Here is an 11,599-nt window from a genome sequence, read left to right on the forward strand (position 1 = left end):
TCAGCGCGTGGGCATCGGCGCGGACGGCGCTGCCCAGCGAGCGAACAAGTGTTTGCTGGAGTGATGGCCACCCAAGGGGTGGCTAGGCCGAAGGTCAGGCCCACTGCCCAAACTGGGGCTTGAGGATCTCGTTGATGTCCACGCCGACTCCGCCAACTTTGCGCTTGTCGATCTCGACCTGGTGCAAATTGGCGGCCGGGTGCGTGTATCCCTTCGGCGAGCCCCAGTTGTGCTGCCAGAAGTAGGAGCCCAGGCCGTCGCGCACCGCCCAGTCGATCGTCTTCGAGTTGGCGTACACACCGGTGCGCTGATGGCCGATCACCGACTCCCAGGCCCGCAGATACGGAACTATCTGGTTCTTGTACTGCTCATAAGACGGGTTGTCGTCGACTGAGGCATAGATGGGGGCACTTGGCGGGCCGCCGGCCGCCGTGTGCAGCTCCACGCCCCGCCTGGCGTGCTGTACGCCCGCGGCAGCACCACCCAGCCAGTCCGAGGTGCTCCCCTTCCCGTACTGATAACAGGAGACGACCTTGAGCCCATTACCGACCAGATCGCGCGCCTCACCGATTTGGATCGGCTTACCGAGCATCCAGGCTCCGCCGGGCCGACGGTCGGAGACATACCGGATCGACCCGACCGCGCCGGCCGCCCTGATCTGACTGGCCGGAATGACGCCCGCGGCATAGTCCAGCAGGGTGCCCAGCGACGCCGCCGACACCGGCGCAGCGCGCAACGACGCGGCAGCAGCCCCCAAGCCTACCAGCCCGGGCGTCGCCGCCGCGAATTTGAGCACCTGACGCCGCGAAACCGACACATGCCCCAGATTACTTCACAAGTAACACATGACACATTGGCCACAACCATCACATCTGCATCACATCGCCGCATCCTCGCCATCGCGAGCCCGCGGGGCCGATTCACACCAGCGCGCCCGACCGCACCAGCACCGGCGCCGCCGGGCATCGTTGGCACGGATTCGCTTTCACTATAAAGTTAGTAAAGTTACTGCTACGGCTGCAGCTGGCTCGGTTGGCTTGACTGCAACGGGGGATCTGATGGATCGCGATCAGCTCATCGACCTCACCCGACGGGCGTTGAAACTCGCCCGAGACAAGACCACCGACCTCGCCCCGCATCAGCACGCCGTCGACGCGCGCGAGTACACGTCACTGGACAGACACGAGCGCGACCGAGCCATGGTGCTCGACAGCCCGCAGCTGGTCGGCTACTCATCCGAACTACCCGGTCCCGACACCTACTGCACCAAGACGATCATGGGCCGATCCATCCTGTTGACCCGGGCTGCCGATCGGGCGGTCCGGGCCTTCGACAACGTCTGCCTGCATCGACAGTCCCGGGTGGCGACGGGTTGCGGTACCGCACTGCGGTTTACCTGTCCCTATCACGGGTGGACCTATGACAATGGCGGACGCCTAGTCGGGCTGCCGGGCCGTGAAGGGTTCCCCGGGATCGCGGTGGGGTCCGACGGACTGACCGAACTTCCGGCCACCGAGTTCGCCGGGTTCCTCTGGGTGTCATTACATCCCGCCGCGAGGCTGGACGTCCCCGCACATCTGGGCCCCCTCGCCGGCGAGCTCCAGTCGTGGGGCATCGGCCGGTGGTCTCCATTGGGCGAGAAGGTGCTCGGTTCGCCCATCAACTGGAAACTTGCCGCCGATACCTTCGCGGAGAACTATCACTTCGCCACGGTGCATCGGCGGACCTTCGCCACCATTGCGCGCAGCAACTGCACCGTCTTCGACTCGTACGGACCGCACCACCGATTGATCTTCCCGCTCAACACAATCCTGGAACTGGAGAACGTCCCCGAGGGCCAGTGGGACCCGTTCCACCACATGGTGGTGATCTACGCCCTGTTCCCCAACGTCGTACTGTCGGTAACCATCGCCAACGGCGAGCTGTTCCGCATTTATCCGGGCGACCGGCCTGGCAGCTCTATTACGGTGCACCAGAACTCGACTCCGTTGGACCTCTCCGACGAATCCGTCGCCACCGGCGCTCAGGCCGTCTTCGATTACGCGCACGCAACCGTGCGCGATGAGGACTATCGGCTGGCCGAAACGCTGCAGACCAACCTCGAATCCGGTGCCCGGCAACGATTGGTGTTTGGGCGAAACGAGCCCGGGCTACAGCATCGCCACATCACCTGGGCACAGGCCCTCGAGACACCCGGCTGAGCCGCAGCCGTCCCCAGTACCGCGCGGGCCGCCATGACTGGCTTCCCCTGGCAGCCCGGAGCCGCTTTTTCGCTATGTTAGCATCAATAGCGAAGTTACCGTCGCCTGCCCCGAGGTGGTGCCCCGATGACGGCCGATTCCACGCACCGTTCGTTTGACGAGCTGTTCATCGGTGGACGCTGGTGCAAACCCACCATCGCGGAGCCGATCACCGTGATTTCCCCACACTCGGAGGAGGCGATTGGGCGGGCCCCGGCGGCTGGCCCCGACGAAGTCGAGGCGGCCGTGGCCGCCGCCCGGCGCGCCTTCGACTACGGTCCGTGGCCACGGCTGGATCCGGGTGAGCGGATACGCAAAGTCGAAGAGTTGGCCGCGATCTACGCGAGCCACCTCGATGACATGGCTGACCTGATCACCGCGGAAATGGGCTCGCCGCACAGTTTCAGCAGGCTGGGCAAAGCGGCCGGAGCAGCGGGCCTGATGCAGCTGGCACTGGCGGCGGGCCGCAACTTCCCCTGGGTGGAGCGGCGCCAGGGAATACGCGGACAGGCGCACCTGCGTCGGGCCCCGGTCGGGGTAGTCGGGGCGATTGTGCCGTGGAACGTGCCGCAATTCCTCATCATGCCCAAGCTGATCCCCGCACTGATCGCCGGTTGCACCGTGATCATCAAGCCGGCTCCCGAAACCCCCTTGGACGCTTTGTGGTTAGCCGAGATGATCGAACAGATCGAGCTACCCGAGGGCGTCGTATCGGTGCTTCCCGGCGGACCGACGGTCGGCGAGGCGCTGATTCGCCATCCCGGGGTCGACAAGATCGCGTTCACCGGGTCCAGCGCCACGGGCCGTCGGATCGCCGCCCTGTGCGGCGAAGGACTCAAACGGGTGAGCTTGGAGCTGGGCGGAAAATCCGCGGCGATAATCCTCGACGACGCCGACGTCGGCAAGACCGTCGCCGGGTTGAAAACAGCAGGATTGATGAACAACGGGCAGGCCTGCGTTGCTCAGACCCGCATCCTGGTGAGCGAACGCCGTCACGACGAAGTCGTCGACGCCCTGGCCGACATGATGTCGGCGCTGTAGGTCGGCGATCCCGCCGATGAGAAGACCCACGTCGGGCCCCTGGTCGCGCAGCGACAACAACGTCGGGTTCGTGACTACATTCGCTCCGGTCAGCAGGAAGGCGCACGCATCGTGCTCGGCGGCCAGGACAACCCACAGGACCGCGGCTGGTATGTGCGGCCCACCCTGTTCACCGACGCCACCAACGACATGCGCATCGCCCGGGAGGAGATATTCGGACCGGTCCTGACTGTCCTGACCTACCGGGATGAACAGGACGCGATCCGGATCGCCAACGACAGCGACTACGGCCTGGCCGGTTCGGTGTGGACCGCCGATACCGCGCACGGACTCGAAATCGCCGCGGCGGTGCGTATCGGCACCTATGGCATCAACATGTACACGCTGGACATCAGCGCACCATTCGGCGGGTTCAAGCAGTCGGGCATCGGGCGTGAGTTCGGACCCGAGGGGCTTGCCGAATACGTCGAGCTGCAGACGGTGCTGTGTAGCGGAAAAATGCCACCACTCAAGGGCTTTGAGGAACCTGCAGGGTGATCTCGACGGGACAGCACAGCGCGCCGTGCTGGTTTTGGACCTCGATCTGGATCTCTAGGAGGTACTGCGGCGGGTCAACGCTGGTGTCACGCCGTTTGGCCACCACCCTTGCGCGGCCCACCATCGTGTCACCGGCATAGATCGACCCGGTCAATCGCATCCGGCGACGTATTACTCGGCTGGCCGGCCCCGCCCAGTCCGTCGCGATCCGGTCGGCGAATCCGGCCAGGTGCATGGTGTTGACGAAAATCGTCGGGCTGCCCTGATCCCGGGCATAGCCCGGATCGAAGTGGCCGGGAAAGTAGTCCCATGTCGCCCCGGCGTTCTCCACCACACGCTGGTAGCTGATCTCATCAACGACCTCGGGCAGGTCGAACGGAACGCTGATCTCGTCCCAATGCAGCTCCGAACTTGTCATGACGATGGCCCGGGGGTGAAGCGAAACAAGGTATTCCGCGACCTGGCGACCACCACGGCGTCCTGGCGCCGGTAAGTCTCCAGGGTTTCGACGAAATGACCGACGCCAAGCCGCGTTCGCTTCTCCGGAGAAACCGACACCAGCTCCTCGACTACGCAGAGACGGTCCCCCTCGACGATGGGCTGCAGAAACTCGACATCGTTTGCCGCGTTGATAAATGCGGTTCCCGGCAACGGCACTCGCAGCGCCAACGACCCTGCCGAGTCCCGCTCCGCGGGCTGCCAGGGCGGAGTTGTCAGCCAGCCCATCAGCAGTGCCGGCGGAGCCAGCAGGCCTCCCCAGTGCGCCCGCGCATAGTCCTCATCCCAGTACGAGCGGTTACCGTCGTGAACGAGGGCGGCGAACAGCTGGATACGCGCTCCGCTGACCGCGGTGGCCGCGGTTCGTGGCGGGCTCGCAGTGCCGACCATCTGCAGTGCGTCCTGGTAGGTGCCGAAGGCCAGTCGGTACCCCACCTGGCTACCGGGAGCCACGCCGTCTACATGACCAACGGATGACGGCTGGGCACCGAATCCCACTCGAGCACACGGGAAGTGAAGTACCAGCCACCGCGCTCGTAGACCAATTTATCCCGGAAGATCCCGGTTGCCCGCAGGTTCGTGTCACCATGCAAAGCCGCGAAAAGCACAGCAACACAGCGCTGGACCGCGTTGACCCCGTCCACCTGAACCTCGTGGTCGAGACTGACCAGGCGTTGACCATCACCACCATCGAAGGCGGCCCGCAGGTCGGTGAATGACTCGCCATCACGGGTGTAGCTGGCCCCGGAATGACGGAAAGTAGCGATCCAGCCGTCACGGTCGCCATCGGAGTAGGCGCGGTTGTGCCGGGCGGTCAGATCCAGGATGGCAGCACGGCCCGTCGCGGCCTGCAGCAGTTGCTGTTCCTGATAGGACATGGTCATCTTGCTCTCCAGCCGCACTCGCGGGAAACAACAGCTCCAACTGACGTAACAGTAACCCAAATCACTGGCCGCGGCAGTGGCCGCAGCGACCCGACGGAATGCCGCTCCCCCACCAGAGGTAAGACTCAGCAACACCGTGGCAGGCCGCGCTACACCAGGCGGCATGACAAGCCCGGCAAGGCCCCGGTTCACCCCGCCCGGCCCGAGCGTAAATCCGAGTCCACAACCATCCATCATCAGATCCGGGCGCCAGGGATTCGCCTAGCCGGTCACCATCTATTCACATTCCAGGCATGACCATCGCCAAACGCGCGAGCGTATAGCAGTCAAATTATTTGACACGGTGAATGAGACATAAGCAGTGCACAGTGCACAGTCTTGTTTCACAAACAGTGCACTCTGCACAATGCACAACGGACAATTAACAACGTGTTCACAAGCGGGACTCCGGGGCAGGGCTCCGGCGTTGTTGATTAGCAGGCTTGTGAGCTGGGGAATTGTGGATTGAGGAGGTCTAGGCGGCGGTTGGCGGTCAAAGCGGTGATCCGGCAGGCTTCGGCGATGTTGTCGGCGCCGTTGAGGCGGTGCAGATTGATCGCGGTGTTGCGTAGCGTTGCTAGGACCTGTGCGCCGTTTCCGGTATGTGCCCTTTGACGGTCTTCGTCGAAGGTGACGTCGCGTATCCAGTGCAGGCTGTTCTCGATTCCCCAGTGTTGACGCATCCAGGTCATGATCGCGGTAGGGCGGGCGTGCTCGAACGGCAGGCTGCAGATGGCATAGACCACCTCCACGCTGCGCTGGTCGGTGGCGGTGATCAAGCGTTCACGAGTGATCCGGATGATTTGTTTTGCGTAGGGGAAGCCGATTCCTCGTACAGCGGTGATGATTTGCAAGGTGCGGGTCTCGACACGGCCGTGGCCGCGGGAGTCGTCGGTAGCGGCTGCGGGCACCTCGGCCCAGGGCAGCGCGGTGATACGCGCAAGTATTTTGGCTTGGTTGGACTTGACGATCATCAGGTAGTGCGACTTCAAGGTGGCGCAGATCAACTTCGCGGTGACGACCTGGGTATGCATCGCATCCACGGTGACCAGCCACCACAAGCTACCCGGCAGCAGCGTGAGCAGGGCACGTACGCAGGGAATTTCATTGCTTTTCTCGGCGACAGCGAGTTGACCGAGCACCAATCGGGCACGGTGGGCGAACACCGACACGAAATGCGTGGCTGTCGCTTTGGCGCGTAAAGCACCACGCAGCATCTTGCCGTCCAACGCGATCGGCACCAATCCACTGGGGTCGCTGCTGGCCACGTGTGCAGTGAAGTAACTGCCCATCCTGGCGTTGAGGTCGGCGGGGTCTAGCCGAGACAAAACAGCGCGGAAGGTCTTCTCACTGGGCCGCCGGAACCGGACCCCTAATTAGGCCAACACATCATCGGGAGCGGTGGCCGCCCATGTGGCAAAACCAGCATAGCCGCACATCCCCGCGGCAGTGGCCAGAACCGCGATCGCCAACAAAGCCATCAGCGAATACCTCCGACCGCGTGGGTCCCTCGGGTCTGGCACCGAGGCCAACACATCGAGAAACTCCGATCCGATGAGCTCGCTACGCTCACCAGGACTCCAGCGGTCGAACACCTCTGGAACCGACGACACAGGCAATACTGAAACGGTAGGCACGGGCAACTCCAGACCAACGACGAACAGTAACCAACTCGATCGTTCTCCAGATAGCCCGTGCCTACACTCCGGCCCCAATAGCGCGGCACCAAAGATCATCAACCCAGCTCACAAGCCTGCTAATCAACAACGCCGGAGCCCTGGACTCCGGGGCTGAACAACCAGACCGTTGATGCTAAAAACGTTGTTGCAGTGGATAACGAAGTCACACCGGCCGAGGGACTACGCCAGCCCCTGAGGCGCGCCGCCGCACGTTGTCCGCCCCCTCTGGGAAATAATCGCAATCCCTTGCCAGCGGGTTGTTGCATGGAATAGATTCGCATATCAGCGACACTCATATTCTGAACGCCATTTCGCAGTCAGTTCTGGATCGACATATTCTTCCCAAGACCGACATATCCGTCTCAAGATCTGAAGGGGTGACATTTTGGCCTATCCTGAAAACAATACTGCAACGGACTACCCATTCACTCAGCCGGACGCGTTGTCGGCGCCTCGGCAGGGCTCCGGCGTTGTTGATTAGCAGGCTTGTGAGCTGGGGAATTGTGGATTGAGGAGGTCTAGGCGGCGGTTGGCGGTCAAAGCGGTGATCCGGCAGGCTTCGGCGATGTTGTCGGCGCCGTTGAGGCGGTGCAGATTGATCGCGGTGTTGCGTAGCGTTGCTAGGACCTGTGCGCCGTTTCCGGTATGTGCCCTTTGACGGTCTTCGTCGAAGGTGACGTCGCGTATCCAGTGCAGGCTGTTCTCGATTCCCCAGTGTTGACGCATCCAGGTCATGATCGCGGTAGGGCGGGCGTGCTCGAACGGCAGGCTGCAGATGGCATAGACCACCTCCACGCTGCGCTGGTCGGTGGCGGTGATCAAGCGTTCACGAGTGATCCGGATGATTTGTTTTGCGTAGGGGAAGCCGATTCCTCGTGCAGCGGTGATGATTTGCAGGGTGCGGGTCTCGACACGGCCGTGGCCGCGGGAGTCGTCGGTAGCGGCTGCGGGCACCTCGGCCCAGGGCAGCGCGGTGATACGCGCAAGTATTTTGGCTTGGTTGGACTTGACGATCATCAGGTAGTGCGACTTCAAGGTGGCGCAGATCAACTTCGCGGTGACGACCTGGGTATGCATCGCATCCACGGTGACCAGCCACCACAAGCTACCCGGCAGCAGCGTGAGCAGGGCACGTACGCAGGGAATTTCATTGCTTTTCTCGGCGACAGCGAGTTGACCGAGCACCAATCGGGCACGGTGGGCGAACACCGACACGAGATGCGTGGCTGTCGCTTTGGCGCGTAAAGGCACCACGCAGCATCTTGCCGTCCAACGCGATCGGCACCAATCCACTGGGGTCGCTGCTGGCCACGTGTGCAGTGAAGTAACTGCCCATCCTGGCGTTGAGGTCGGCGGGGTCTAGCCGAGACAAAACAGCGCGGAAGGTCTTCTCACTGGGCCGCCGGAACCGGACCCCTAATTAGGCCAACACATCATCGGGAGCGGTGGCCGCCCATGTAGCAAAAACAGCATAGCCGCGCATCCCCGCGGCAGTGGCCAGAACCGCGATCGCCAACAAAGCCATCAGCGAATACCTCCGACCGCGTGGGTCCCTCGGGTCTGGCACCGAGGCCAACACATCGAGAAACTCCGATCCGATGAGCTCGCTACGCTCACCAGGACTCCAGCGGTCGAACACCTCTGGAACCGACGACACAGGCAATACTGAAACGGTAGGCACGGGCAACTCCAGACCAACGACGAACAGTAACCAACTCGATCGTTCTCCAGATAGCCCGTGCCTACACTCCGGCCCCAATAGCGCGGCACCAAAGATCATCAACCCAGCTCACAAGCCTGCTAATCAACAACGCCGGAGCCCTGGACTCCGGGGCTGAACAACCAGACCGTTGATGCTAAAAACGTTGTTGCAGTGGATAACGAAGTCACACCGGCCGAGGGACTACGCCAGCCCCTGAGGCGCGCCGCCGCACGTTGTCCGCCCCCTCTGGGAAATAATCGCAATCCCTTGCCAGCGGGTTGTTGCATGGAATAGATTCGCATATCAGCGACACTCATATTCTGAACGCCATTTCGCAGTCAGTTCTGGATCGACATATTCTTCCCAAGACCGACATATCCGTCTCAAGATCTGAAGGGGTGACATTTTGGCCTATCCTGAAAACAATACTGCAACGGACTACCCATTCACTCAGCCGGACGCGTTGTCGGCGCCTCGGCAGGGCTCCGGCGTTGTTGATTAGCAGGCTTGTGAGCTGGGGAATTGTGGATTGAGGAGGTCTAGGCGGCGGTTGGCGGTCAAAGCGGTGATCCGGCAGGCTTCGGCGATGTTGTCGGCGCCGTTGAGGCGGTGCAGATTGATCGCGGTGTTGCGTAGCGTTGCTAGGACCTGTGCGCCGTTTCCGGTATGTGCCCTTTGACGGTCTTCGTCGAAGGTGACGTCGCGTATCCAGTGCAGGCTGTTCTCGATTCCCCAGTGTTGACGCATCCAGGTCATGATCGCGGTAGGGCGGGCGTGCTCGAACGGCAGGCTGCAGATGGCATAGACCACCTCCACGCTGCGCTGGTCGGTGGCGGTGATCAAGCGTTCACGAGTGATCCGGATGATTTGTTTTGCGTAGGGGAAGCCGATTCCTCGTGCAGCGGTGATGATTTGCAGGGTGCGGGTCTCGACACGGCCGTGGCCGCGGGAGTCGTCGGTAGCGGCTGCGGGCACCTCGGCCCAGGGCAGCGCGGTGATACGCGCAAGTATTTTGGCTTGGTTGGACTTGACGATCATCAGGTAGTGCGACTTCAAGGTGGCGCAGATCAACTTCGCGGTGACGACCTGGGTATGCATCGCATCCACGGTGACCAGCCACCACAAGCTACCCGGCAGCAGCGTGAGCAGGGCACGTACGCAGGGAATTTCATTGCTTTTCTCGGCGACAGCGAGTTGACCGAGCACCAATCGGGCACGGTGGGCGAACACCGACACGAGATGCGTGGCTGTCGCTTTGGCGCGTAAAGGCACCACGCAGCATCTTGCCGTCCAACGCGATCGGCACCAATCCACTGGGGTCGCTGCTGGCCACGTGTGCAGTGAAGTAACTGCCCATCCTGGCGTTGAGGTCGGCGGGGTCTAGCCGAGACAAAACAGCGCGGAAGGTCTTCTCACTGGGCCGCCGGAACCGGACCCCTAATTAGGCCAACACATCATCGGGAGCGGTGGCCGCCCATGTAGCAAAAACAGCATAGCCGCGCATCCCCGCGGCAGTGGCCAGAACCGCGATCGCCAACAAAGCCATCAGCGAATACCTCCGACCGCGTGGGTCCCTCGGGTCTGGCACCGAGGCCAACACATCGAGAAACTCCGATCCGATGAGCTCGCTACGCTCACCAGGACTCCAGCGGTCGAACACCTCTGGAACCGACGACACAGGCAATACTGAAACGGTAGGCACGGGCAACTCCAGACCAACGACGAACAGTAACCAACTCGATCGTTCTCCAGATAGCCCGTGCCTACACTCCGGCCCCAATAGCGCGGCACCAAAGATCATCAACCCAGCTCACAAGCCTGCTAATCAACAACGCCGGAGCCCTGCCCCCGGCCCAAAGCCGACCGCGGTGGCGACCCGGCGGTTGTCGTCACCCGCTACGACGATGCCAAGCGAGTGCTGGACGACCCTCGAGTCAGCCGGAACATGTACCGCACGGACGCCGCCAGGCTGTCGACCACCCAGCTCAACATGCTCGAGCTGGAGTTCGTCTCGACGCTGGTTGACCCGCCCAATCACACCCGGATCCGCCGGCTGTTCGCCAAGGCACTGCGCCGGGGGCGAATCGAAGAGTTGCGGCCGAGGATCGTCACGATCGTCGATGAGCTGCTGGACGCAATGCTGGCCGGGCCGATGCCCGCCGACGCCGTCGATGCCCTCGCCCGCCCACTGCCGCGGCAGATCATCGGCGAGATGTTCGGCTTTCCACCGGGCGAGGGCGACCGCGCCCAATACTGGGCGGAGCGGCTGTTCAGCCTCTCGCTCCACACGGCCGAGGAAATGGCCGCCGGCCAGCAGGAGTTCGCGGCGTTCATCTGCGAGCTGGCCGAGAAACGGCGGGCCGAGCCGACCGGCGACTTCTTCAGCGATCTAGTCGCGGTGTCCGACGTCGACGACGGGCAGCTCAGTCACCTCGAACTAGTCTACCTCGCACAGGCCCTCTTCGCCGCCGGCATCGACTCCACCTGGGTGATGGTCTCCCGGATGATCGGTCTACTGCTGCACAAGGGTTGCTATGGCCGGGTGGTTGCCGATCCCAAACTGATCGAGCCGACGGTCGGGGAGGTGTTGCGCTACCTGCCGCCGTCCAACCTCGGTGCTCTCCGTTATGCAGTCGAGGACATCGAACTCGACGACGCGGTGATCCCGAAGGGAACGACGATTGCGGTCAGTACTACTGCGGCCAACCGCGACCCCCGTTTCTTCGACGACCCAGACGAGTTCCTGGTCGACCGGTCGGAGAATCGGCATGTCAGTTTCGGCCACGGCCGGTTTCTGTGTCCGGGGGCCTGGCTGGCTCGTTGCGAGATGCAGTCGCTGCTTCGCGGTCTGGTCACCCGGGTGCCGACACTCGAACTCGCGGCGGATGTAAACGACTTGAAGGTTCGTACCGGGATGATGAACGAGGGCATGCTGTCGCTGCCAGTGCGTTGGTGACACCCTGACGACGACCGAGAGGC

General features: G+C 62.7%; 6 protein-coding genes and 4 pseudogenes. 3 read left to right on the forward strand and 7 right to left on the reverse strand.

All coding sequences use genetic code 11. The features are described 5' to 3' along the window. Window positions 1–94: 94 nt before the first annotated feature. Complete coding sequence (locus tag CKW46_RS21995; RefSeq protein WP_015356614.1) at window positions 95–817, reverse strand: DUF1906 domain-containing protein; 723 nt, start codon at window positions 815–817, stop codon at window positions 95–97. Window positions 818–1,058: 241 nt separating this feature from the next. Here CKW46_RS21995 and CKW46_RS22000 point away from each other — a divergent pair, with 241 nt between their 5' ends. Both CKW46_RS22000 and CKW46_RS22005 read left to right on the forward strand, forming a co-directional pair. Continuing rightward, window positions 1,059–2,201: an SRPBCC family protein gene (locus CKW46_RS22000; RefSeq protein WP_015356615.1), complete on the forward strand. Its 1,143-nt coding sequence runs from the start codon at window positions 1,059–1,061 to the stop codon at window positions 2,199–2,201. Window positions 2,202–2,327: 126 nt separating this feature from the next. Further along, a pseudogene (locus CKW46_RS22005) lies at window positions 2,328–3,818 on the forward strand (aldehyde dehydrogenase). Here the strand turns inward: CKW46_RS22005 and CKW46_RS22010 are convergent. From CKW46_RS22010 to CKW46_RS22035, 6 genes and pseudogenes are all read right to left on the reverse strand, one after another. Then, window positions 3,790–4,236 (reverse strand): MaoC family dehydratase, encoded by a 447-nt coding sequence (locus tag CKW46_RS22010; protein ID WP_011741521.1) that lies wholly within the window; start codon window positions 4,234–4,236, stop codon window positions 3,790–3,792. The pseudogene CKW46_RS22005 and the gene CKW46_RS22010 sit on opposite strands and share 29 nt — an antisense overlap. Beyond that, window positions 4,233–4,706 (reverse strand): MaoC family dehydratase, encoded by a 474-nt coding sequence (locus CKW46_RS22015; RefSeq protein WP_051153784.1) that lies wholly within the window; start codon window positions 4,704–4,706, stop codon window positions 4,233–4,235. The genes CKW46_RS22010 and CKW46_RS22015 overlap by 4 nt, the downstream gene beginning before the upstream one ends. Window positions 4,707–4,774: 68 nt before the next feature. Next, window positions 4,775–5,200, reverse strand: a complete 426-nt coding sequence (locus tag CKW46_RS22020) for a nuclear transport factor 2 family protein (RefSeq protein ID WP_015356618.1) — start codon at window positions 5,198–5,200, stop codon at window positions 4,775–4,777. A 473-nt stretch (window positions 5,201–5,673) separates the two neighbouring features. After that, window positions 5,674–6,876, reverse strand: a pseudogene (locus tag CKW46_RS22025) (ISAs1-like element IS2404/ISMul1 family transposase). Between the two features lie 519 nt (window positions 6,877–7,395). Beyond that, window positions 7,396–8,599, reverse strand: a pseudogene (locus CKW46_RS22030) (ISAs1-like element IS2404/ISMul1 family transposase). A 519-nt stretch (window positions 8,600–9,118) separates the two neighbouring features. Then, window positions 9,119–10,322: pseudogene (locus CKW46_RS22035) on the reverse strand (ISAs1-like element IS2404/ISMul1 family transposase). 243 nt (window positions 10,323–10,565) lie between these two features. Here CKW46_RS22035 and CKW46_RS22040 point away from each other — a divergent pair. Then, window positions 10,566–11,576, forward strand: coding sequence for a cytochrome P450 (locus CKW46_RS22040; protein WP_482052401.1), 1,011 nt, complete (start codon window positions 10,566–10,568; stop codon window positions 11,574–11,576). Window positions 11,577–11,599: the final 23 nt, after the last annotated feature.

The sequence above is a fragment of the Mycobacterium liflandii genome (assembly GCF_022354805.1).
Taxonomy (GTDB): Bacteria; Actinomycetota; Actinomycetes; order Mycobacteriales; family Mycobacteriaceae; genus Mycobacterium; species Mycobacterium marinum.

What these genes read in the sequence shown, in the direction of transcription:
- CKW46_RS22000 (WP_015356615.1), top strand. Translation starts at nt 1,059, where the DNA reads ATGGATCGCGATCAGCTCATCGACCTCACCCGACGGGCGTTGAAACTC.
- CKW46_RS22010 (WP_011741521.1), bottom strand. Translation starts at nt 4,236, where the DNA reads ATGACAAGTTCGGAGCTGCATTGGGACGAGATCAGCGTTCCGTTCGAC.
- CKW46_RS22015 (WP_051153784.1), bottom strand. Translation starts at nt 4,706, where the DNA reads ATGGTCGGCACTGCGAGCCCGCCACGAACCGCGGCCACCGCGGTCAGC.
- CKW46_RS22020 (WP_015356618.1), bottom strand. Translation starts at nt 5,200, where the DNA reads ATGACCATGTCCTATCAGGAACAGCAACTGCTGCAGGCCGCGACGGGC.
- CKW46_RS22040 (WP_482052401.1), top strand. Translation starts at nt 10,566, where the DNA reads ATGTACCGCACGGACGCCGCCAGGCTGTCGACCACCCAGCTCAACATG.